At 62.6% G+C, this 23,212-nt stretch carries 15 protein-coding genes; 5 read left to right on the top strand and 10 right to left on the bottom strand.

What is annotated here, in order from left to right; all coding sequences use genetic code 11:
- Nucleotides 1-2 precede the first annotated feature (2 nt).
- A complete protein-coding gene (locus AC5IJH_RS07605) occupies nucleotides 3-296 on the top strand; it encodes a cytochrome C oxidase subunit IV family protein (RefSeq protein ID WP_491902211.1) in 294 nt (97 codons plus the stop codon).
- A 524-nt stretch (nucleotides 297-820) separates the two neighbouring features.
- Here AC5IJH_RS07605 and AC5IJH_RS07600 read toward each other — a convergent pair.
- From AC5IJH_RS07600 to AC5IJH_RS07580, 5 genes are all read right to left on the bottom strand, one after another.
- Nucleotides 821-3,151, bottom strand: coding sequence for an alkaline phosphatase family protein (locus AC5IJH_RS07600; RefSeq protein WP_491902210.1), 2,331 nt, complete (start codon nucleotides 3,149-3,151; stop codon nucleotides 821-823).
- A gap of 308 nt (nucleotides 3,152-3,459) precedes the next feature.
- On the bottom strand, nucleotides 3,460-4,140 hold the full coding sequence (locus AC5IJH_RS07595) for a dTMP kinase (RefSeq protein ID WP_491902209.1): 681 nt from the start codon (nucleotides 4,138-4,140) through the stop codon (nucleotides 3,460-3,462).
- 16 nt (nucleotides 4,141-4,156) lie between these two features.
- Nucleotides 4,157-4,579, bottom strand: coding sequence for a hypothetical protein (locus tag AC5IJH_RS07590; protein WP_491902208.1), 423 nt, complete (start codon nucleotides 4,577-4,579; stop codon nucleotides 4,157-4,159).
- Between the two features lie 74 nt (nucleotides 4,580-4,653).
- A complete protein-coding gene (locus AC5IJH_RS07585; RefSeq protein WP_491902207.1) occupies nucleotides 4,654-5,046 on the bottom strand; it encodes an STAS domain-containing protein in 393 nt (130 codons plus the stop codon).
- A gap of 107 nt (nucleotides 5,047-5,153) precedes the next feature.
- A complete protein-coding gene (locus AC5IJH_RS07580) occupies nucleotides 5,154-7,106 on the bottom strand; it encodes a lipopolysaccharide biosynthesis protein (protein ID WP_491902206.1) in 1,953 nt (650 codons plus the stop codon).
- Between the two features lie 226 nt (nucleotides 7,107-7,332).
- Here AC5IJH_RS07580 and AC5IJH_RS07575 point away from each other — a divergent pair, with 226 nt between their 5' ends.
- On the top strand, nucleotides 7,333-8,298 hold the full coding sequence (locus AC5IJH_RS07575; RefSeq protein ID WP_491902205.1) for a glycoside hydrolase family 71/99 protein: 966 nt from the start codon (nucleotides 7,333-7,335) through the stop codon (nucleotides 8,296-8,298).
- 99 nt (nucleotides 8,299-8,397) lie between these two features.
- On the opposite strand, the gene AC5IJH_RS07570 is transcribed toward AC5IJH_RS07575, so the two are convergent.
- The 5 genes from AC5IJH_RS07570 to AC5IJH_RS07550 form a co-directional block, all read right to left on the bottom strand.
- On the bottom strand, nucleotides 8,398-9,375 hold the full coding sequence (locus tag AC5IJH_RS07570) for a glycosyltransferase family 2 protein (protein WP_491902204.1): 978 nt from the start codon (nucleotides 9,373-9,375) through the stop codon (nucleotides 8,398-8,400).
- A gap of 109 nt (nucleotides 9,376-9,484) precedes the next feature.
- Entirely contained in the window at nucleotides 9,485-10,012 is a 528-nt protein-coding gene (locus AC5IJH_RS07565; protein WP_491902203.1) for a hypothetical protein, read from the bottom strand.
- The gene (locus AC5IJH_RS07560; RefSeq protein WP_491902202.1) at nucleotides 10,009-10,884 is read right to left on the bottom strand and encodes a hypothetical protein; all 876 of its coding nucleotides are present in this window, start codon (nucleotides 10,882-10,884) and stop codon (nucleotides 10,009-10,011) included. The genes AC5IJH_RS07565 and AC5IJH_RS07560 overlap by 4 nt, the downstream gene beginning before the upstream one ends.
- Complete coding sequence (locus AC5IJH_RS07555) at nucleotides 10,881-12,014, bottom strand: hypothetical protein (protein ID WP_491902201.1); 1,134 nt, start codon at nucleotides 12,012-12,014, stop codon at nucleotides 10,881-10,883. The genes AC5IJH_RS07560 and AC5IJH_RS07555 overlap by 4 nt, the downstream gene beginning before the upstream one ends.
- Complete coding sequence (locus AC5IJH_RS07550) at nucleotides 12,011-13,696, bottom strand: hypothetical protein (RefSeq protein WP_491902200.1); 1,686 nt, start codon at nucleotides 13,694-13,696, stop codon at nucleotides 12,011-12,013. The genes AC5IJH_RS07555 and AC5IJH_RS07550 overlap by 4 nt, the downstream gene beginning before the upstream one ends.
- A 378-nt stretch (nucleotides 13,697-14,074) precedes the next feature.
- Between AC5IJH_RS07550 and AC5IJH_RS07545 the strand changes: the two genes are divergently transcribed.
- From AC5IJH_RS07545 to AC5IJH_RS07535, 3 genes are all read left to right on the top strand, one after another.
- On the top strand, nucleotides 14,075-18,307 hold the full coding sequence (locus AC5IJH_RS07545; RefSeq protein WP_491902199.1) for a tetratricopeptide repeat protein: 4,233 nt from the start codon (nucleotides 14,075-14,077) through the stop codon (nucleotides 18,305-18,307).
- Between the two features lie 11 nt (nucleotides 18,308-18,318).
- Nucleotides 18,319-19,671 carry a glycosyltransferase gene (locus tag AC5IJH_RS07540; protein WP_491902198.1) on the top strand — a complete coding sequence of 451 codons (1,353 nt, stop codon included), beginning with the start codon at nucleotides 18,319-18,321 and terminating at the stop codon, nucleotides 19,669-19,671.
- 296 nt (nucleotides 19,672-19,967) lie between these two features.
- Complete coding sequence (locus AC5IJH_RS07535) at nucleotides 19,968-23,189, top strand: alkaline phosphatase family protein (protein WP_491902197.1); 3,222 nt, start codon at nucleotides 19,968-19,970, stop codon at nucleotides 23,187-23,189.
- Nucleotides 23,190-23,212: the final 23 nt, after the last annotated feature.

Below are 23,212 nucleotides of genomic sequence, written 5' to 3'. Positions count from 1 at the left end.
GCATGCACCAGACCAGGACGCGAACCTTGCTGCTCACCTGGGGTGGCCTTCTCTGCCTCACGCTGCTGACCTCACTGCTCGGACTTGTGGACCTGGGCGGGCTCAGTCTGCCGGTCGCGGTGCTAATCGCTTCAACGAAGGCTGCGCTGATCGGGCTCTTCTTCATGGAGGTGCTCTTCGACTCGAAGCTCGTGCGGGTCAGTGCGGCAGTGGGCATCTTCTGGCTGCTTATACTGATTACGATTACGCTCAGCGACTACCTCACTCGTGGATGGTTGCTGCCATCAGGGAAGTAGGCACGCTGCTTTCCAGCGGGCTCACGACTGCACCCTTCAGCACAAAGTGAATCGGCGGCCGAGGCGTTGCAATCCAAAGATCAACGGTACGCATAACAGGAAAACTGCGATGGTATGTGCTGCCGTACTTCAGCGCTGATGGATGGGATATGGCTGCCTTTTGCTCTTGCTGTGGGGCGGAGATTAAGAAGATCACGGAGTCGTGCCCTGGATGTGGCATGCCCCGACATGGAATGACCGCTCAGGCTACTCGAGACGTCGCCGCTGATGTCGCACCTGGCTCCGCGACACAAAAGAGTCAGCCGCCGCCGCCGAATCGAAAGTAAATCCGCCCTGCTCAAGAGCGGGGCGGCCCACGCACAGGCCCGAGGCACAATAAACTGCAGCGTTCTATAGGGACGCCTTCGCCGTCTGCGCAGGTCTCTGTCTCGGCCGCAGTGCTCGTGAGCAGCACACATCCGACGCTCCAGAAAGAAACAGGCCGGCAATGAGCCGGCCTGAAGCGCCAGTCGTGCAAATAGCAGTTACAAACTGGCGGGCGTGCAGGAGTTGTAGCCCAGCGAGGCAGGCGTAACCGGCGCGGGTGGCGTCGGCGGGGTCGCCCATGGTGCGTTGTTGAAGTCGAAGAAGTCCAGCAGGTTTGGCTGCGCTGCGTCCCGTGCAGTCAGATGTGCAGAGCTGCCGATAAACCGGTTCTCAACGAAGCGGATGATGGCTGTATGATCCATCGGAATGTGTGACACGTAGTGACGCCGCGCGAACGGGGACACGACAAAGTTGGGCACGCGGAAGCCGAGTTGAGCGCGGAAACCGTAGGCCGTCGTTGCATCTCCAGAGTGTGCGCCGGGGAGTGACGGCGTGAGGTCGCAGTGCACAGTCGGTGTTCCGCCACTGGGCAGGCAGGGCTGGTAACTGTCGGCATTCACTGCGATGCTCGAGATGTCCGGCAGCGTCCCAAACGATGCGCTGGTCTTGTCGTTGGAGTGCCCGGCAACCGGCGGCACGTGGTCGTAGGGGCCACCTCCCTCGTCATAGGCGAGGAAGAAGGCCGAGTCTTTCCAGGACGGGCTAGTCATCAATGCGTTGACCAGCTTCGCCACTTCAGACTGACCGGTGAGCACCGAATTGCCCGAGCCAGGATGCTCGTCATTCAACCCAGACCCGGACTCGATGAAGCTGAAGCTGGGCAATGTGCCGTTCTTCGCGTCATTGAGATAGTTCCCAACCGGTGCGATGTGATTCGGATCGATGCAGAAGGAGTTCGACGTATCACCCACCACGCTTGACGCTCTCGTCGTGCCGGTGCAAGCCGCGCCGGACGAGTTCGCGTAGAAGTATCGGTTGGCATACGAGAAGGTCAGGAATGTTGTTGCGGGATAATTACTCGAGCCAGAACCGCACGCGCTCCCCGCAGTGCAGAAGCCCTGTGTTGCGGAGTAGTAGATCTTCCACGACACACCTGCGTTATCAAGCTCCTGGAAGATCGTCTCAATCCCGAGCTGCGGCAGGTGATCGTTCGTGCCGGGATCGAAGACGAGGCCCTGAGTCGTGCCGCCCGTGAAGGTGGCGATGCGATTTGGGATGCTCTTGCTAGACACAGGTGAGAACCAGCGATCCGACACAGCAAACTGCGACGCCATATAGTAGTCGTAGTTCAGGAATCCCTGATCGTAGTAGCCCATTGCGCGCTTACCTTCCGTATCGGTGAACGCACCCGAGCAGGTGCCGCTCGCGTTACAGTTCTTGGCGAAGCCTTCCGCGTTGTGGACGAAACCGTCCATCAGAATGGGCCGGGAGGTGAGGAAGTTGTAGCGGTTCACATCGCCATAGCTCTCGAGCCATGCCGAACTCATGTCGTCCACACAGGTGCTCCGCAACTTGAACAACGGAATCGACACGCCTTCATCCGTGACGTTCGTTGTATTCAATTTGTCATCGATGCCATCGACTGTGTACGTGTGCCCATCCTCACTCACGGTGTATCCGTTTGCTGAGCGATAAGGATTCAACATGCCGAAGTAGTTATCGAACGAGTGATTCTCTTGCAGCATGAAGATCACATGATTGATGGGGTTCGGCCCGCTGGCCGCCGCCACTGTGACGGTCGTGCTGGCAGTTGCGCTGCCGCCTGAGCCCGAAGCGTCCGCGGTGTAGGTAGTCGTCGTGCTCGGGGTGACCGTTTGTGTGCCGCCGGTTCCGCTCAGTGTGTAGCTGCTTCCATCAGAGCCGGTCAGGGTCACGCTGCTCGCGTTGGTGGCGGAGACACTCAGAGTGGAGCTAGCGCCAGCATTGATCGAGGCAGGGCTCGCACTGATTGTCACTGTCGGAGCCGTCGTCGTGCTGCTCGCAACGGTGAGATTGATCGTGGTGTAAGCGGCGCCTCCGCAGTGATCCCATTCTTCGACCACTGTGTGCTCAGCGCCTGGAGCGAGCGAAAGCTGCGTGTTCAGCGATGAGCCATTCACGACATAGACCAGATTGTTGTTGACGTAAATGCCCATCGACGCGACGCCACTGGCACAAGTGTTCGTACTGGCCGTCGCTTGGTAAGTCACCGGCGATGTCACCGTGCTGTTCGGCGCCGGAGTTGCAACTGTCACCCCGGGCGCCCCCCCGCCGGGGTTCGTGCCCGTCGAGACTGTGATCGGCACGTGCACGTACGACGCGCCACCGCAGTGGTCCCACTCCTCGACGACAGTGTCATAGCTCCCGTTTGCGAAGGTAAGACTTGTATTCAGCGACGTGCCATTTACTACGTAAGTGAGCGAGTTGTTGATGTAAATGCCCATGGACGCGACGCCGCTGGCGCAGGTCGATGTCGTGGCTGAGGCGACGTAGTGAACCGGAGAGGTCACCGTGGAGCTAGCGGCAGGGCTAGTCACCGTGACGCTGGCAAAGCCAGGAAGTGCAAATAGCAAACCGATAGCGAGAGCGAACCAGAACTTCCTCATTGACCTTGCCCCAGACCGTGAACAAACGAATGCGGTGAGTAAGAATGCACAAAGCCACTTCTTTAGTTGCCTATAGGGCAACCAATAAGAAATTGCCTGCGTCGCGCGGTCCCGTTCAAGAACAAAGCATAGGCGCAACTTTTGCATCGACGGGTGAACGGCTCGTCGAGTGTTGGTCATACGAAAACTGGGGGAGGGAAAAGCTGAAGCAATTACCGAGCCAGGCTGATGACTTCCGGCAGCACCGGTGCTATCTTAGCGAGAACTTCCCGTCGAACATCCGCGACAGGCATGGGCGAAACAACTGTAAGTCCACCAGCGACACGTGAAAGAGCAGCGTAGGACGCTCGACAGAGGTGAAGAAATTCCACCGGGTACTCAGGCTTGCGCGCGCGCGCAGCCACAGGGTCCGCGTCGAGGATGTAGCTCACATCTGGCCGAGGGACAAATGCGAGAATCAATCGCGCGTAGAGCCGAGCCAGTGGATTGCGCAGGTTCAGATTCACGAGTTCGTCATAAGCGTAGCGGTCAAAGATGACGACATCAGCATTCGAAAGAAGTGAGCGGCGGACGACAGAGCGCAACGAAACCGCGTCCACGAAGTAGAGGAAGCACCGCACTAACGACATCGGCCAGGAGCGCACGTTTTTGTCTCTGCGGTTCTTTGGCGCCTCGGGCGAACCCACGCCTTTGTCGCCGCCGAACAGCTTGTGCCCGCTGACCTCACGCAGTTGCGTCAGGCGGGCGACATCATCCCAGAACGTTACAAGCGAAACACGCAGCCCGCGTTCGCTGAGCTCACGGCGCAAATACTCGATCTGTGTACTCTTGCCAGCGCCATCCATGCCGGAGAAGCTGACGAAGCAGGGTTTTGGCCGATCGAAGTTAGTCATAACTTGAGCTCCGGGATTAGTGTGGGCGGCTGGGGCTGGCTTCGCTCAGACCCACCACGGTTCCGACGGCTACAGCTGCGCCGACCAGCAGTCCGACGCGCACTGCCAGCGCGCGGGTGCGCCTCTGCTTCGCGGGAGCGATTACCGCCCCGGCGGGTCGGGATGCTGCGATGCCGACGCCCTTTTCAGCGGGAGCTGCCGCAGTGCCTACCGGAGACTGCCCGGAAGGATTCTGTTGCGGCTCGGCGGCGCTGCTGCTTGTTGGCGCGGGCGGTGCGACACTTGCATCCGGCGCCTCGGGCATCGGTGCAGCATTGCCCGTGATCGCAGGAGTTGGCGCTGCAGGAGCAGGCTGTTGGGGGGACGTCTCCTGCTGTGTCGTCGGGGTCGGTTGCTGAGCAGCGAGATTTGGGGTGGTGGCCTGCAGGGTGAGACCCATCAGGACGCACAGCGCGGTCGCGCGAAAGCAGGCTTCTCGTAGCGTTCTCTTCGTGTCTTGGCGGCAGGTCACACTCACGCGATCGACTCCGGTGCGGATGCGACATTCTCGAAGCTTCCTGTCTCGGAGAGCGGGTCGAGTGGACGCCGCTCGTAGCTGCTGATCGCCTCATCCACGGTGGCGAAATCCTCAAACAGCCGCAGGATGTTGATCCTGGCCAACATCGCCTTCGATTCAGCCGACACACCCGCCAGGCGCACGTCACCGTTGCGCTTCATCGCTGACTCGAGACAGCACACGAGCATAAAGGTAGTTCGCTGATCGAGGAGCGTGATCGCGGAGCAGTCCAGGACCAGACAAGGCCGGTCCGCCTCCATCGATCCCTCCACCTCGGCACAGAAGGACCGCGCACTCTCGTTGGTGACGCGGTCTGGAATTTTTGCTACCACTACACGACGTGTCGTCATATCTCTCCTATCTGATGACCGTTCGTTCCGGTTTGCGTGGCCCGGACGCATCTCTCAGCGGAGAAGAACGCCGTTCCGGCAGGCTACAGCTTAGATGCAGGAAATCGTTAGCTGGCACGCTGAAGGAGCCGTTCTAATTCCGCTTCGTGGTCATGCACGATGTGCTTCAAGACGTTCCTGCCATATCGATAGAGTGTTGAAAGGTTGGTGGCGTACCAGCAGCACTCGTTCATGTGCGGCGAAAGACCACACAGGAAGCGCAGACTTCGTGTGGTCGGCGGGGCAGTCAGCATGGAGGCGGTCAGCCGGTGATTGCCGTCCAGGATGGTCAAGGGCTCCCGATTGTTCACCCCAATCAGCAGCACTGAACCAAGATCGTCATTCTCCGCAAGCCGCGACCCGATCGCTGAGAGCTTCACCTCGAACGCACCTGGGCTCACTTCCTGCTGCCGGCGAATCCGCTCTGCAACCTCCCGAATCCAGAATGAGCGCGGTGCCAGTTTGCGCCACTGCGCACGCGGAAAGACGCGGATGCGATCCAGATCCGCATCGAGGATCTCGACTTCGTACCACTCCGTATCCGGTGGCAGCTCCTTCCAGAGCGCGAAATGTCGAATAAAGAGCAGGGCGCGCCGCTTGGCGTTTTCATCCGCATTGCTGAGGTCGGGATGATGAACGATGTCGCCCAGCATGTCTTGGTACTCATGGTAGATGGGCCGGTCGAACTCACTTTTCAGGAACGTCGCTACGACCTCTTCTTCGGGCACACGCTGCAGGATGCGCAGTGGACGCCCTGTTCCGGTGAAGCGGACCCGGCGCGAGCTGAGCAGAGAACCCAGCAGGAAGGGAAACGCAACGAACAGGAAGAGGACGGCCATCAACACCAGCTGCACTAGAATGACCTGCCGCAGCGAGCCGTGAAACAGGATGATTCCAAACACCACCGCGCCCGCAAATCCGAGCTGGATCCAACTGGTGTTCGCGATCTTGTACGACATCTCGTAGGTGATCATGACCACGCTCAGGCAGTAGATCGTCGTGGTGATGGCGTACATCGAGAGCAGGTAGGGCAGGCCGAACTTGCCAGCCACGGTGAATCCCGGGCCGAAGAACAATGCCCAGATGGACGCCGGCGCTAGGCGGAGAACCAATGCCACGATCGAGCCAATCGAGAGAACAAGCAGCAGCGACGTAGCGATGACCTTGAGGTCGCGTCGCTCCTCGTCGCCCACACCGGCGACGAGCGGGAACATGCTGTTCACCACCGCTTGCGAGAACGCAAAAATCACGCGGCCTACCATGGCGATCGCGGCATACAGCCCAGCCATGGCCGGGGTGAAAAAGTGCTTTACCAGGACAATGTCGCAGTTGTTGATCAGCACCTGCCCGGCGAAGAACACAATCGCCTGCATGGATTCGCGCAGCGCATATCGCAAGCCGAGCTGGTGCGGCACAGTCGGCGGCAGCTTTGGCATGGCGGCGAGGTACGCAACCGCGATCGCTGCCGTATTCGCGCCGACGACCCCAATGACTCCCCATCCGGCCCAGATCGCCAGCACGGAGCCGGCGAGTCGCGCGACGCCTTCGATGACCAGGTTGGTGGATAGCTTACGGAACCCATGCGCGCCCTGGATGTAACCGCGCCGGCTCCCCAACGGCACGTAAACAGCCGCGCCGAGAGCGATGAGTTCAACCAGCAGCGGGCTGGGCAGACGAAGATAGTGCGCAATGGTCGTGCGAAAGACCACCATTGCCGTGGCCACGGCGATGCCACCGGCCCACGCACCGCGATGGAAGTCGCGGTACACGGCTCCCTTGGCCGCCGCCGTGCCCTGCTGCGCGACCACCTTGGCCGGAACGATCTGGAAGGAAAGCGTGACAGCAGAGATCAGGATGAGCAGCGTGTACACGGCCGTGGCATGGCCGTACGCGACCGGCCCAAGGAACCGGGCCACAGCCATGTTGTAGATGAAGTTCAGAGCGGCCGCGAGCCCGGACCCCAGCAGAAGAACCAGACTCCCGGAGAGCAATCGCGCCTGCAGGGTCTTCGTCTCTGGCATACTGCTTTTCACCGACGTTGTCAGATGTCACCTCTTCAAGCACAACTCAGCACAGCGCCTGCCGACAGGCGCAACCGTTCGCTAACTGGCGCGGGACATCCCCTCGGACTCTGTCGCTGGCCCCAAACAGCCTGCGGATCAAAGGGCTTTTGTGCTGCAACTGAGATGTCTCTCCCGGTCTTTGGGAGGCCCGAAAATTCAACAGACTGTAAACACACCCCCAACTATGCTCTCTACGCTCCCGATCCTCTTCCTCTTGTTCGTGACTGCTCTGCAAGGTTGTTTCCACACCCAAACGCACGCGAGTGAGATGCCGCAGCGGCGCTCCGGGCCACCCCCGCAGACCCTCGCCGTTTACGAGGCCTGGTTCGGCCATCCCCGGCACATCAAGGTCGACTACTCCTCGCATGACGAGGCAGTGATTCGCCACCAGATCGACCAGGCAAAGCGCCTGGGCATCTCGGGCTTTGTTGTGGACTGGTACGGATACCGCGAGCCCTTCATCGATCGCAGCTATGCCCTCATGCAGAGCGCAGCCGGGCGGCAGGACTTTCACATCGCCATGATGTACGACGAGCCGGACCAGGAGGATGGAGCCACCGACGAAGCGATCGAAGACTTCAAGCTCTTCCATAAGACCTACCTGGCAAACGACGCGCCTGGACGTGCTGCGTATCTCACCTTTGAGGGGCGCCCCGTCATCTTCATCTTTCCCAAGGGCCGCCACATCGATTGGAATCGGGTACGCACCGACGTGAACCGCTGGGAGCACCCGCCAGTGCTGATCGACGAGTACCCGCCCGACGCCTATGCTCCGGCGATCGATGGCTACTACGCATGGGTGAGCCCGGGCCAGGGCGGCTGGGCTGCGGACGGAAGCCACTGGGGCGACAGCTACCTGCGCGAGTTCTACGGCACCATGGCAAGCAAACATCCGGACAAGCTGGCGATCGGTGGTGCATGGGCCAGCTTCGATGACAGCAAGGCTGGCTGGGGACTCAATCGTCACATCTCCGCGCGCTGCGGTCAGACCATTGCCGATACGCTTAAGCTGTGGCGCGATGCCTCTGCGCAGAACTACAGCCCCTACCTGCTCATCGAGACCTGGAACGACTACGAAGAGGGTACGGCAATCGAGCCCGGAGGCCCGGCGGGCTGCCCTGGGAACACGGCACTGCCGCAGTTGCACTAGACTTCAGGACTCCAGCCACCGGAAAGAGAAAAGCCGCGCCCATCGGGCGCGGCTTTTCGTGAAGGAGGACGGGATAGGGTCGTTTGCAGCGGAATGCGTCTAAGCGACCCGCACGCCGAACCGCTCCGCAGGCTCCATCTCCTCGAGTGTGCCGCGCACCGGCTGCTCGGCCGAGTAGACGTGGCTGATCAGCGACAGCGGACGAGCCCGAACCTCGTCGTAGACACGGCCCAGGTATTCGCCGAGCACGCCAAGGCAGAGCAGCATCATCGCGCCGACTACGAAGACTGCCGCGGCCAGCAGCAGAGTCATCGTGCCTATCGAGCCGCTGGTCAGTATCGTGCCAAGACCCAGCAGGACGGCGATCATCATCGAGAAGCAGGACAGCGCGAACGCAAGCCGCAGCGGCTTGTAGCTGAAGCTGCAGATCGCGTCCATGGCGTACTTGATCCGGCTGACGAATGAAAGCTTGCCGTCTCCGGCCGCGCGATCATGCCGATCGTAGTAGACCACTGCATTGCGATAGCCGACCCACGCGCGCAATCCGGGGAGGTAGCGGTTGCGCTCGCGCAGAGCATTGATGGAGTCGACCGCCTGGCGGTTGAGCAGGCCGAAGATGCCGGCGTTCAGCGGAATCGGATAATCTGAGATCGCCCCGAGCACGCGGTAGAAAAGCGGGAAGAGAGCGGCCAGCATCTTGCGGCTCTCCTGGCGGCTGCGGCGGACAGCCACCACAACCTCGGCGCCGTCGCGCCAGGCTTCCACCAGCTGCGGAAGCACCTCGGGAGGGTCCTGGAAGTCGCCATCCATCAGGATGGTGGCATCGCCGCGCGCCGTCTCGAGACCCGCAGAGATCGCGCCCATGTGGCCCCAGTTGCGAGATAGTTCGACGACCACGACGTGCGGATCGGCCATCTGCAGGCCTTTGAGAATCTCGAGCGAGCGATCCCGGGAACCGTCATTTACATAGACAACTTCCCAATCCTCGTCGATGCCCTCCATCGCATTCGACACCGCTTCGTGGAACCGTTCGACCAGTTCTTCTTCGTTATAGATAGGAACAACCACAGAAATCATTGACACCTCCCCTGAAACCATCCCCACAACTTCCCACCGCAAGAAAAATTCAGTTGTTGCAACAACAAAGAGGCTGATTCTTGCGAAACCGTTGCCTCAAACTTTGCTCTTACTGCGCGCCGGTGTCGGCTTGGAACACCCGCACTCTCCAGCGCACTTCCGACGGCGTCATAACCACAGTGTAGCGGCCATGCACCGGTTCAGATCCGATGAGCTTGCCCTGGTCGCGCACTTCGACGTCGTAATCCACCGTGTCGATGAGCTCAACCGACAGCCCTTCGGGCGAATAAAACACAATCTGTACATCATGGGCATGATCGACGTAGCGCGTGGTCAGTCCCGCAGCCGTCTGCTCGCGGATGGTACCGCCCAGCTTCTCCCGCGCCGTACCCACAAAGTCGCGATCGAGCAACGCCGGCCGGTTGCTCTCAAACGCGCCCGCAAGGCTCTGCCACGATTCCACGTAGTCCCGCAGCACGGCGGCGCGCGTCTGTTCATTCAATTCACGCGGACCCTGCAGAGAAAATGGTTCGACCTTGACGGTCGGTGTCTCTGCAATGGCACTGAAGCCGGCGCTCAGAACAATGGCTCCGGCAATTACAGGAAAGAATGCGCGGCGCGAGCTCCAGGCGATCATGGCCGCCCCCAGCGAATCTCGTTACCCAGCACCACGCCAGCAGCGGCGGAGATCTTCGCGCCCGGGTAGGCGGGCAGCACCGTCTCCGCGATGCCGTGCTTCAGTGGCACATCGACTGTCGTCTGCCGTGGCCCGTACGCTTCCGTAAAGGTCACAATGGTGCCGTCCGGCACGGGGTTTCCCGTGCAATCACGCAGAGGATCGGTTTGCAGTTGAACCTTGTCCCCCGCCGCCGGCCGCGCGCTCACATGCAGTCCGCAAGGATCGCCCGGCACCTCCTGGATGATGCGCGTGCTGGCGACGTCCCCCGCGCGCGCCACAAACTGCACCGTACCCTCTTTGGCTGCTGAGTCCATCTGCGTCCAGGCCGATCCATAGCGGGTTGTCGCCGTACGCGCAGGCCCACCGCCAGAGCCACCGCGCAGTTGAAAGGCCACCGTCTCCGGTTGCGTGATTAGATTCTGATACGAGTCGAAGAGATACACGGCCCCCGTGATTCCTCCGTGCAAACCAACGGGCAGGCGCGACGGCTTCGCCAGAAAACTCACCTGAGCGACCTTCGGCCCCGGAGTGACGTCGAGCGTGGCTTTCTCCACCGTGCCGCCTGCCGAGAGCAGCGCGACGTAGCGGCCTGCATTGTGCAGCGCGTCAGCTGCAATTGCTGCCGGCTCACCGAGTTGCACCGGCTGGCGCAGCGCCTGTCCAAACCCGGTGATGTAGAGCGTCGCCGGGCCGCTTCCGCTGGTCTGGATGGTGAACGGCTTGCCCGCAACCACCTCTTTCGGCACCATCATCGACGTGCTTTGCGCATGCGCAAATGCCGCGGCAGCCAGCGATGCGATCAGAGCGAACCCTGCCTGCCGTCCGGTCATTGCAAACCACCCGACGTGTAGGACGCCGCAATCACGCGTTCATTGTTGACCTGGCGCGCCACGTCCGGAGGCACGGTGATGGCGAAGTCCGCTGGGGTCTGCGGCATGAGCGCGCGATCCATGTAGTGGTCCGCCACCCACACCAGTTGACCGTTCTGGTCATAGAACGTCGCGAGCACGTGTGCCACATTGACGACCTGACCACCCTGGTCGAGCAGCTTGCCGGTCAGCGATGCACCGGGGCCGGCATGCCACTGCTGATCCTGGATCGCAATCACTGGATCGGCCGAGGCCGCGATCAGCGATGAAGCCGGCTCCATCCGTACACTGCCCACCTGGTCGAGCGCAATCCCGGGGAAGGTCATCAGGAACGGTGTCACTTGCTTGGGCAGCAGCACGTGGTTGATCTTGTCGAAGCTGTCCTCCGTGCCGAGCACGGCCTTGTTCTTGCCCACCAGCGTCGCCTTCACCGCAACATACGCAGGCACCACGTCCTCATTGAGCAGTTCGCCCATGATCAGCACGCCATCGCCGCGTTCGACCGGATGCATATCGATGATCCGCACATGCGGCGACTCGACATCCTGCGCGCCCCAGTCATCCTCGGGTCCACGATAGATCACGTCCCAGCGCAGGTAGTTCACCGGGATGACCTGTGGAGGCAGTCGTGTCTCTTTCACCAGCGGCCACTCCGCCGCCCAGCGGTCGCCTGCGCGAACCACGTGCAGCGTCTTGCTGTCGGTGAAGCTGCCGACCACGGTCGACCAGCGCAGGTTCAGTTGCACATCGGCATCCGTCGCTGTGGCGTGAATGGGACGCACGTCGAAGTGGTCAAGTGTCGCATAGCTGCGCAGGCTGAGGTGGCTGCCCTGCACATCGCGAATCAGGTCGGCTTCAGCGAACTCGCCCTTATTGGCGAGGCTGTTGTAGGCCTGGGCCCAGTGAAGCTGGCCGATCTCCCGCGCCAGGTTGTCGACGGCCGCCTCGGGCGTCGAGGAGGGCCGCAGCAGGCTCGAGGTGCCGGCATCGGCGAGCGCCACGGCCGATGCATTCGGATGGAGCGTGCCGATGGCTACCAGCAGGATCGTCGCAACGGTGATCGAGAGTGCGAGAAGACGTCCGCTCTTCATAGCGCCACCTTCTCGGCTCCGATTTCGGTGCCGACCGGCTCTTCCATACGGCTGTCGCGCAGATCTTCGCGAGCCGTGCGCTCCGGCAACAGGAACAGCACCAGGATGGCGAGCAGGCTACTGCCGAACGGCAGCGTGCCCCACATCAGCCCCTGCCAGTGCGGCGGAATCAGTTGCGTGTTCACCGGGGTAGCAGGCGGCGCGCCTTCCTTGCTCCAGATCACGATCGTCTTGTCTTCCAGATCGTCCACCCGCCGGAAGCCGGCAAAGGTGAGGAGCGGATCGTAATAAGGATCGCGCACCAGCACCCACTTCAGGCCGTAGTGGTCCGCGTGATAAAGGATCGCGCGCAGGGCGTCGAGACCCGGACGACCGAAGTACTTTGTGTTGGTCAGCACGCCCGCGCCGTTTGCGGTCAACTCTGGCAGCGTACGGCCAGAGTTCCACTCGCCGTCGACGCTGCTGGCGTCCGTCTCAAGCGCGAGGCGCGAGATCTTGTTGCCGAAACCGAGCGTGACATAGCGATAGCGATCATGGCCATCGCGATTGAGCCACCCGGCCACCGAGTCCACCTTGAAGTCGGCGGCATCCGCCGGGTAGTAGCTGAGCCAGGCGACGGCGAGTGCGCAGCTCAGCACCCCGAGCAGCGCCAACCCGACAACTGCCTTGATGCGGAAGCGATCGATCAGCTCGCTCGCCAGCAGCCCGACGAAGGGCAGTGCGAGCAGTGTCGCCCAATAGCTGAAGCGCTCCATCGTGAGCACTTCAAACGCGCGGCCCAGCAGGATGCGACCCACCGGCGTAGTCCCGCCAACCCCGATCAGGGCGGCGACCCAGAAGCCGAATAGCAGGGGACGCAGACGCACCACGCTCGAGCCGCGCAGGATGATGAAGGGCAGCGCCAGAATGAGCGCGCCATAGGGGACGACGAAGTAATTCATGCCCCAATGCGGGCTGAGCAGGTAATTCGCGCGGCTGGCGTGCGGGATCGGGGTCTGTGTGACCGGATTCTTGATCAGTGCAATCCAGAAGGGCAGTAGCACAACGGTGATCGTGGCACCGACGGTGACCGCGATGGCGACCGTACGCAGGAGGAACGGAGCGACTGAGGAGCGCTCCTCCGGATCACGATCGAGGAACGCCAGCACCAGCACGGGCGCTGCAAAGAAGACGGAGCCGAAGAGCAGAGTCGCGTGGTGGGCCGCGGCTGCTGCGGCAAACAGAGCAAGCCCTTTGAAGAACGATCGCCAGCTGCCCGAACGTACCCACCTGTAGAGGTAAGGCAGCGCATTGAGGTAGATCGGGGCGGCTGATGTGGTCGACAGCTGACCGGCGGCGTACACCAGGAAGCTCTCGGATCCGACAAGAACCGCAGCGAGTGCAGCGAACGAGGCCGGCCGCTCATCTACCCAGAGACGTGCAAAGCGATACATGCCAACCGCAAGTAGCAGAATGGAGACGAACTGCACGGCCATGTAGGCCATGTCGAGCCCCATCAGGTGCGACAGCATAGCGATCCACTGCTGAGGCAGTGGTGGATACGTGGTCTGCGAGAAGCCCGCGTACCACTTCACATTCCAGGGATCGAACCAGTGCTGCACGTAATGCGACGCGAAGAAGATGTGAAAGTTCGTGTCGTAGGAGCGCAGTGGCAGCCGCATCAGGAGCAACGGCAGATGCACCAGGCAGGCCGTAAGTAGAATCAGGCTGAGCGGGATTGGACGTTTCCAACTCCCGATTGAACTAGCTCTGTCCAAGGTTCCTCACCAAATCACGTCAAATTGGCCAGTGGATTGCAAAACCGCTGGTCCGAGGCGCGCAGTGAAACAGTCGCTTCCCGGGTCCTGCCCCTTGCGCCGGGGCAACCGCCTCCTGGGTGGAGTGTCGGTTCACGGTCTCGGGGGAGGGGCACTGCCTCTACTCAGAGGGCAAACGTCGCTTCGGGGATGCATCGCATCACGGAAACTTGTGGATTTGGAGCGAACTCCTCCTCGGAAGGGCGCATCCAAGGAACGCAATATTACAAAGCTCTATGGATATGCCATTGTTGGGTGATTCCCTTGAAGTCTAAATCTGCCCGCTGGAGCCGTCGCGCCAGCCTTCTTTTTATTGTCGCCACCGCCGCGCTCGCACACGCGCAAACGTACCAGCTTGGTGGCCCGTCGCAGAAGACTCCCGCCCCGGCACGCCCGGGCAAGCCGGCGCCGGCGACTCAGCCCTCGCTGGGCTGGGGGTCGAACATTCAGGACGCGCGACTGGCCCGTGCGGCCGAACTCGCGCTCAAGCAGGGCAAGCGCGGTGAGGCGGTCGTGTTTGCGCAGCGCGCCGCGCAGGCCTCGCCCAACGATCCGCAGCTCTGGATCCTGCTTGGCTATGCCGCACGACTGAACGGGCAGCTCGCGCTCTCGGCCGAGTCCTACAGCCGTGGACTGCGCCTGAAGCCGGGCTCTGCGGATGCGATGTCCGGCCTAGCGCAGACCGACAACCTGATGGGCCGCACCGATGAAGCGCAGCGGCTCCTCCGGGAGGTGCTGGCCGCCGATCCGGGCCGCGTCGATGATGCGCTGCTGCTTGGCGAGATGATCCTCAAGGGCGGCAATCCCACCGGCGCGATCGATTACTTCCGCCGTGCCGAGGCAAAGGAGCCAAGCACCCGCGCTGAGGTGCTGCTCGCGATTGCGTATCAGCGGCTCAAACAATTCGATCAGGCCAATCACTACCTCGACCTGGCGCGCCGCCGCGCTCCGGGCAATCCGGATGTGGAACGCTCGCTGGCTGGCTTCTACATTGAAACGGGCAACTACCCCGACGCGATCACGGCGCTTCAGTCGATTCGCAACCCGCACCCCGACGTGCTCGCCGAACTCGCGTACGTCAACCAGCTCACTGGCCGGCTCTCCGAGGCAGCGCGGCTCTACAGCAAGGCAGCCGATGGGGACCCGAAGGATCTGGGGCTGCAGCTCTCCGCCGCCCAGGCCCAGGTCGCCGCGGGCTCCATCGACGGGGCAGGTACTTACCTGACCCGCGCCGAGCGGCTCGATCCCGAGTATTACCGGCTCCACGCCATCCGCGGGGAGATCGCCCGGATCGAGGATCGGGTTCCCGATGCGGTACGAGAGTACCGAAAAGTGCTCACTGTTTTGCCCGCCCCGCCTGCCGAGGAGCCCCTTTACGGCATCCAGATTCACATGGACCTGGCGGAGCTGTACCAGTCGTTGAAGCAGACCGCCGCTTCCCGGGAGCAGCTCGACATCGCCCACACCCAGATCGGTGCGCTCGATGAACAGGGACCGGCGCGGCTGCCCCTTCTCCGCCTGCGTTCTTCGATCGAAATGCACCTGGGCGACCTGGGCCGCGCCAAGCAGGATGTGGACGAGGCGCTCGCGATCAATCCGAAGGATCCGGCCACCCTGCAGCTCGACGGCGATCTGCTGGTCAAGCAGGGGCACCCGGACCAGGCCATCCTCGCCTACAACCGCATTCTCGATGTCGACGCGAAGAATCGCTACGCGCTCATCTCGCTCGGCTATGCCTCACGTGCCGCGGGCCGCGATCAGGATGCAGAGAGGTACTTCCACCGGCTCGCCGACACCTATCCCAATTTCTACGTCCCCTACCTGGCGCTGGGCGATCTCTACACCGCGCGCCGCGACTTCGCCCGTGCCGAGGCCAACTACACCCACGCCTATCAACTGGCGCCGAAGAACGCGCTCATCATGGCGGGCGGCATGAACGCCGGCATTGAGGCGCATACCCTCGATGTGGCCGGGATCTGGGCGAAACGTGTCACGCCGGACATGCAGGACGAGCCGCAGGTGCTCCGCGAGGAAGAGCGGTACCTTGCCTTCCGCGGCGACTACCAGCAGTCGGCTGAACGCGGGGAGCGTGTGATCCAGGACCTGCCGAAGGATCGCGACGTCGTCGTTTATCTGGGCTACGACTACCTGAACCTGAAGCGCTACGACGACCTGCTGCGCCTTACCTCCCGCTATAACGATGTGCTCCAGAAGGAGCCGGACATCCCCTTGCTCGCCGGGTACGTGCACAAGCACAATGGCGAGCTCGAAGCGGCACGGCAGGACTTCACCGAGGCGCTCGATCGCGACCCCGATGTCGTGACCGCCTATGTCAACCGCGGCTACGTGCTGCACGACCTCGGCGAGCCGGAACCAGCGGCGCGAGACTTCGAAGCAGCGCTCAAACGTGAGCCGAACAACGGGGAAGCCCACCTGGGCCTCGCTTACGCCGATCTCGACCTGAAGCGGCCGCAGCTTGCGCTGAAGCAGTCCCAACTCGCCGAAGCGTCGCTCGGCGACTCCGAAGCGCTTCACCTGATTCGCGGCACCGCCTGGGGCCAGCGGCACCAGCTCACCAAGGCGGCGACGGAGTACCGGCTCGCGCTCAAGTTCAATCCTGAGGATGCAACCGTGCACTCCGCGCTCGCCGGTGTGCTCTTCTCCGCGCGCAACTATCGCGACGCGATCACCGAGCTGAACATCGCCGCCAAGAACAACCCGACGGACGCCAATACCTATGCGCTGCTGGCGCGCAGCTACGCCGAGCTCAACGACCGCGAGCAGACGATGCACAACGTCGATCTCGCCGAGCGCTATGCGCCCATGCTGCCCAAGAAGCCGCACCAGGAGGTCTCGGGCGAAGCGGGTATCTACCTCTCGACCGGCGCCGCGCTCACCCGGATCGGCGATGAGAACGGTGCGCTCGGCCGGTATCGCAAGGCGCTGCTGCTGCCGGGCAGCGACCGCGTCGGCGTGCGACTCGCGATTTCGCACCTGCTGGTCGATCAGGGGCACGCCGAGGAGGCGCGCCGCCAGATCGCACTCGGCCTGATGGAGGCCGAAGCCGGCGAGACAGTGCCTGCGAGCGGCGAGCAACTGATCCAGGTCGCCGACCTGTTCCGCAGCCTGCACGACTACCAGCTCTCGCAGGATTACCTCGATCGCGCTCTCGCCACCGGTGCACCCGAGCAGACCGTGCGCCTTGGCCGGGCGAACAACTACATCGCACTCGGCGACACAGCGCGTGCGCAGGGCGAACTGGCCAGCATCTCGCGCGAGGCGGGCTCCGATCCTGACTACCAGTTCCTGCTCACGCAGGCCAACGTCTATCGCCAGCAGCATGAGAACGCTCAGGCGCTGACTGCATTCGCGCAGGCAGCAGATGCGGCGGGCGAAGACCAGACTGCCGAGCAGAACCTGCTCGCGGCCGGCGCCGATGAGGGCCTCCGCGTGACACCGCGCGTCAGTCTGCTCTCGGACGTTGCTGTCTCCGGCATCTTCGAGGACACCACCGTCTATGTGCTCGACTCGAAGCTCGACGCGCTCACCCCGGTGCCCATCACGGATACGGCTCTCTTGCCATCGCCGCGCTCCTCGCTCCAGACGGAGGGGACGGCCGCCTATCACCTGCACCTGAGCGGCCTGCCAACGGCAAGCGGCTTCTTCCAGGTACGGAACGCGCGCGGGCAGATCTTCGTGCCGGCGACGAATTCGATCTCCAACCGCAACACGACCGATTACTCGTTCAACTTCGGGCTGAACCCGACCATGCACTTCGGCCGCAACGTGATCACGTTCAACAGTGGTGTCCAGGCGACGATCCGGCGTGATGCGGTCGCACCCAAGGCGCTGAACCAGAACCTGTTCCGCGTCTTCACCTACGCGTCAACCAGCTCGTTCTTTAACGCCGTCTCCGCCAGCGGCTATGTGCTGCGCGAGTCCGGTCCATTCACCGATCTGAACCTGCACTCGCGTGGACTGGTCGGGGCCATCGACTTCCGTGTCGGCGCGCCGTGGGGCAAGACCAGCCTGATCACCGGCTGGGCGGCGAACGATCAGCAGTTCAACCCGCAGAAGTTCGAGAACTACTACACCTCGTCCTACATCGGGCTGAACCGCCGTTTTGGGACAACCGTCAATGTGCGCGCCGTCCTCGAGGATCTGCGCGCATGGCGCAAGGTCGACACGCGCTCCGGCATCGCGCAGGCGCTCCGACCGGCCGGCGTGGTCGACTTCTCACCCGCTCCCAGCTGGCGTGTGCAGGTGTCCAGCGCCTGGAACAACACACGCGGCTTCCATGTTTACGACGCGATTCAGAATGGTGTCGCCGTGTCCTACGCCATGCCGTTCCGGCGTGAATTCAACGACCAGGGGAGGGAAGTGCCGCTGGCCTATCCCATCCGCTTCTCAGCCGGCATCGAAGAGGAGACTTTTTACAACTTCTCCGGGCCGCACGCACAACAGTTGAGACCTTACTTCAGCATTAGCCTGTTTTGAAGGCAAGAACTATGAAGATATGCTTAGTCGCGACCTTTCCTCCGAGCGGACGTCAGCTCAACGAATATGCCTTTCACATCGCCCGCGAGCTGGAGCGCCATCCAGACGTTGAACTGACGATCCTCGCCGACGAACTGACCGATTACGAGTTCGCGACCGACGAAACGGGCCAAACCATCAAGGTGACCGAACAGCCGGAGCTCGAGGGCTTCAACGTGATCCGCTGCTGGAAGTTCGGCAGCATGTCCACGCCGTGGCGGTTGCTGCAGACCATCCGGCGGCTGAAGCCGGACGTGGTCTGGTTCAATCTCGTGTTCTCGAGCTTTGGCACGCCGGCAAATCCGGTCGCGGCGTTTGCCGGTCTTTCGACGCCTGCGCTGGTGCGCGCTGCCGGCTTCTTCACGCACGTCACGCTGCACCATGTCATCGAGCACGTCGACTTCGCGGCGGCGGGCGTCAAGCACGAGCGCATCTTCCGCCTCGGCACCGACATCACGACCAAGGCGCTGCTCAAGGCCAACTCCGTTTCCGTGCTGCTGCCTGGCTACCGGAAGGTGCTGGTCGACAAGTATTCGGTGCAGAATGTTCTGCTCGGGCGGCACGGCACCTTCGCCTCGAACCCCACGCCGCCCGATTTCACTCGGCGCGGTAACCCGGATCATCGCATCCTTGCGATCGGCCACTGGGGCACCTACAAACGGCTCGAAACCCTGATGGCGGCCTTCCCCGAGGTGCTCAAAAAGATTCCGAATGCGCGACTCATCATCGCCGGCGCCAATCACCACACCCGCGCCGGGTATTGGGAGTCGATCCGCGAAGCTCAGCCGGCGCACCTGCCCATCGAGTTCCGGGGTTACGTGGCTGAGGAGGACATTCCCGAGCTCTTCCGCACCACCTCTGCCCTGGTTCTGCCCTATGACTCGGCGACCGGGTCGAGCGGCCCAGCACACCAGGCCTGCGAGTACGGTGTGCCCATTGTGTGCGCAGATATCGGCGACTTCCGCGACATGGCGGCAGACGAAGACATGGCCGTTCGCTTCTATAAGGTAGGCGATGCCTCGGACCTGGCCAGCCAGTTGACCAGCGTCCTCGGCTCGCCTGAGCTGCAGCGCAGCATGGGCCGACAGAATTATGTCGCGGGTCTCGAAATGACCATCGGCAGCGTAGTCCGCAACTATCTCCGCTGGTTTGAGCTGAACATGCGCAAAAAGGAGCTCAGCGGAGCCCAGGGCCGGTCGGCGGTCCCGCTCCGTGCTCTCTTCTCTCGCTCCGATGGCTCGTTGCCCGAGAGAGCAGGCGAGCGGCATCGGCTTGAGTCAACAGAAAGGGCGCCGGCTGTCGATCTGATCGATCCTCTCGTCTAAACCAGACACCTGGGATCGATGGAGAAGCGTCCTACGAGGTTCAATAGCGCTCTTTGTCTGAGTCGGCAGAGGCGCTGATGTGGGGAAACAAACGGGTGTGGAAGGCGGTCGGCGACGGTCGGCTTCCACACCATAGACGAACGTATCCGCACTGCGTCGCATCTTGCTGCCTAAGGCGCGGAGAGAACAAGGCGAGGGCGAGCCCGCATGAACGGGAGCGCCGGTCACCTCTCGCTGTTTCACCCTTGCTGCACTTCGAGCCGCTTGGCTCACCTTGACTGGGAGGGATACGAGAGATGAACGCGACCGCACTTGTGCCAAGAGCCTACCGCTATCTAACCACCTGCGTTGTTCTGATGCTGAGCCTGGCCTTTCTGGCCATCGCAGGTTGCGGCGTCACAGAGAACAGGGGAGCGGATCCGACCACCGTCCCCACTGTGCTCATCTCGACGAGTGCGACCAGCATCCAGCCCGGCGGCTCCGCCATGCTGACAGTGGTGGCAACCAAGGCGACCACCGTCATGGTCACCGGCTCGGACGGCTCGACCTACAACATGTCCGCCAGCGGCGGCACTCAGAGCGTCTCTCCCAAGGCGACCACCGTGTACACGGCCACCGCCACCAGCGCTAGTAAACAGGTCACCGCGACCACCACTGTCACGGTTGCCGCAATCTCCGCGGGTGCGCCGACCGTCACTGTCGTCGCCAATCCCACCTCGGTCGCGCCAGGCGCCGCCTCAACCCTCACCGTGACCGCGACCAATGCCACGCAGGTCGCTCTCACTGGCTCGGATGGCAGCACTTACACGCTGTCTCCCACTGGCGGCACGCAATCGGTCACGCCCCCCGCGACCACGACCTACACGGCAACCGCCACCGGCGCCGGCGGCAGCATCACCGCAACCGCCACGGTGACCGTGTCGTCGACGCCCGCGCCCACCGCGCCTACGGTCACCATCTCTGCTGCTCCGATGACCGTGAATGCCGGCAGCTCGTCGACGCTCACCATCTCCGCTGCAAACGCGACGCAGGTGACCGTCACCGGCTCGGACAACACAACATATACTTTGGCGGCCACCGGCGGCACACAGGTCGTCACTCCGGCTGCGACGACCACCTACACCGCCAAGGCCACCGGTACGGGTGGCAACGCCTCCGCCAATGTCATTGTGACGGTCAACGCACAGGGCCCGCCACCTGCCCCCACCGTAACCCTCACGGCAAATCCGACCTCCATCGTTGCCGGCACGAGCTCGACGCTGACCGTTGCCGCCACGAACGCAACCAAGCTGGTGATCACCGGGTCCGATGGGTCGAGCTACAACATCGCGGCGAATGGCGGTACGCAGATTGTCACTCCTACCACCACGACGACCTACACGGCGAGCGCCACTGGAGCCGGCGGCAACGTAATGGCCACCGCGGTCGTCACGGTGACGGCTGCGCCACCACCAGCCGTACCCACGGTCACGATCACCTCGAACCCCGGCACGATCAATGACGGCAGCTCCACCACCTTGACCGTGACCGCGACGAACGCTACGCAGGTCGTGCTCACCGGAACAGACGGCACCACCTATACGCTGCCCGGCGCCGGCGGCACGCAGGCGGTCAGCCCGACCACGACGACGAGCTACCAGGCAACGGCGAGCGGCCCGGGCGGCTCCGCGACGGCAAGCACTGTCGTCACAGTGAATGCGGCAGCGCACGCCACCGTCGCGATCACGGCGAGCCCCGCCTCGGTCACCTCCGGCAATGCGTCCAGCCTCACCGTAACGGCGACCAATGCAACGCAGGTCACGATCGCCGGGTCGGACGGCTCGAGCTACACCCTTCAGCCGAGTGGCGGAACCCAGTCGGTGACACCGAAGGCGACCACCACCTACACGGCGACCGCGACCGCTGCGGGCGGCAATGCGACGGCGAGTGCGACGGTCACCGTCAACGCTCCCGGAAGCCTCCAGTCGGTCGATCACGTGCTCTTCATGCTGCAGGAGAATCACTCTTTTGATAACTACTTCGGGATGTTGAACCCCTATCGCAAATCGAACGGCTTCAGCATCGGCGACGACGGTAAGGAGTACGACATCGACGGCATCGACGACAAGCTGCAGACCATCAGCAATCAGACGGACGAGGGCACGTCGTACAAGCCCTTTAAGTTTGCGACGACCTGCATCGACGACGTCAGCTCGTCCTGGCTGGAAAGCTATGGCGATGTGAACCGCTACGACTTCCTTACGTCGCGGCCGATCCTGATGGACGGCTTCGTGCACGACGCGGAGGGATTCGCGAAGAGCTGCGTCGCGAGCAAGAGCTGCTCGGGCACCTTCAGCGACACCACCGGTCAACGGGTGATGGGCTACTACGACCAGGGCTTCCTGAACTACTACTACTACATGGCGTCGCAGTTCGCCGTGTCGAACCGGTGGTTCTCGCCCATGTCGAGCAAGAGCATCCCCAACCGCATTGCTACCTTCACCGGCGGCACCACGCAGGGCCTGGTCTACGATCCGGGCTCGGATGACAAGCTGCCGCAGCTCAACATCGACAACATCTTCGCGCGGCTCGACAAGGCTGGCGTGTCGTGGAAGATCTACTACACGGTGACCAACGGGCTCTGCGCAAACCAGGATGACTGCACCGGCACCGCAGCCTACCCGGCCACCAGTTTCTCCACACTGTCGTATTCGTATCAGTATCTGTACGGTAATCCGAACCACGCGCAGTGCACGGGCTCCACGAAGCCATCGAGCACGGTAGGCGATACTTCGAACTCGTTCTGTATCGATCCCAACCACATTGCGCCGATCGACCAGTACTTCACGGATCTGAAGAACGGCACGTTGCCCAGCTTCGGCTTCATCGAAGCCGGTTACGGCAGGAGCGACGAGCACCCGGGCTCCGGTCAGTCGATTCTGAGCGGACAGGCCCAGGTCGCAAACATCGTCAATTCACTCATGGGCAGCTCGTCCTGGAAGGATTCGGTCTTCTTCCTCGCCTATGACGAGGGCGGCGGTCCGTACGATCACGTTCCGCCGGTGCCGGGTCACTCCAATGACTTCAGCCCGCTGTTCAAGGCCACGGCGCCCGATATCTCCGGTATTGCCGTGAACCCGGACAGCTACCGCCCATGTGTGCCCGCCACAACCCCGGCCACGACGAACTGCGATCTGCGTTCGGACGCACCGGGCGCCAACTCGGGCGATGCTGCAGCCACGCAGGGCTTCGCCGCTCAGCTTGGCTTCCGCGTCCCGAACATGGTCATCTCGCCCTTCACCCGCAAGCACTACGTCTCCAACTACCCGATGGACCACACCGCTGTGATCCGTTTCGTCGAGAAGCGCTTCATTGGCGACTCCAGCTCGCCACTCACGGCCCGCGATGCTGCGCAGCCTGACCTGCTCGACTTCTTCGACTTCACCGGGACGCCGTGGGCCACACCGCCCGCGCCGCCGGCTCCGGTGACGCCGCAAACCCTGGGTTACGATCCCTGCAAGCCGGACGCGATGCAGTAGCTCCCACGCTCGTCCTATCAGCA

This window comes from Candidatus Dedyshia acidiphila (genome assembly GCF_051025295.1).
Classification (GTDB): domain Bacteria; phylum Acidobacteriota; class Terriglobia; order Terriglobales; family Acidobacteriaceae; genus KBS-83.
This window is presented reverse-complemented; position numbering and strand designations above follow the sequence as displayed.

What these genes read in the sequence shown, in the direction of transcription:
- AC5IJH_RS07540 (WP_491902198.1), top strand. Translation starts at nt 18,319, where the DNA reads ATGAAGATATGCTTAGTCGCGACCTTTCCTCCGAGCGGACGTCAGCTC.
- AC5IJH_RS07605 (WP_491902211.1), top strand. Translation starts at nt 3, where the DNA reads ATGCACCAGACCAGGACGCGAACCTTGCTGCTCACCTGGGGTGGCCTT.
- AC5IJH_RS07585 (WP_491902207.1), bottom strand. Translation starts at nt 5,046, where the DNA reads ATGACGACACGTCGTGTAGTGGTAGCAAAAATTCCAGACCGCGTCACC.
- AC5IJH_RS07570 (WP_491902204.1), bottom strand. Translation starts at nt 9,375, where the DNA reads ATGATTTCTGTGGTTGTTCCTATCTATAACGAAGAAGAACTGGTCGAA.
- AC5IJH_RS07590 (WP_491902208.1), bottom strand. Translation starts at nt 4,579, where the DNA reads ATGGGTCTCACCCTGCAGGCCACCACCCCAAATCTCGCTGCTCAGCAA.
- AC5IJH_RS07575 (WP_491902205.1), top strand. Translation starts at nt 7,333, where the DNA reads ATGCTCTCTACGCTCCCGATCCTCTTCCTCTTGTTCGTGACTGCTCTG.
- AC5IJH_RS07560 (WP_491902202.1), bottom strand. Translation starts at nt 10,884, where the DNA reads ATGACCGGACGGCAGGCAGGGTTCGCTCTGATCGCATCGCTGGCTGCC.
- AC5IJH_RS07595 (WP_491902209.1), bottom strand. Translation starts at nt 4,140, where the DNA reads ATGACTAACTTCGATCGGCCAAAACCCTGCTTCGTCAGCTTCTCCGGC.
- AC5IJH_RS07555 (WP_491902201.1), bottom strand. Translation starts at nt 12,014, where the DNA reads ATGAAGAGCGGACGTCTTCTCGCACTCTCGATCACCGTTGCGACGATC.
- AC5IJH_RS07580 (WP_491902206.1), bottom strand. Translation starts at nt 7,106, where the DNA reads ATGCCAGAGACGAAGACCCTGCAGGCGCGATTGCTCTCCGGGAGTCTG.
- AC5IJH_RS07565 (WP_491902203.1), bottom strand. Translation starts at nt 10,012, where the DNA reads ATGATCGCCTGGAGCTCGCGCCGCGCATTCTTTCCTGTAATTGCCGGA.
- AC5IJH_RS07535 (WP_491902197.1), top strand. Translation starts at nt 19,968, where the DNA reads ATGAACGCGACCGCACTTGTGCCAAGAGCCTACCGCTATCTAACCACC.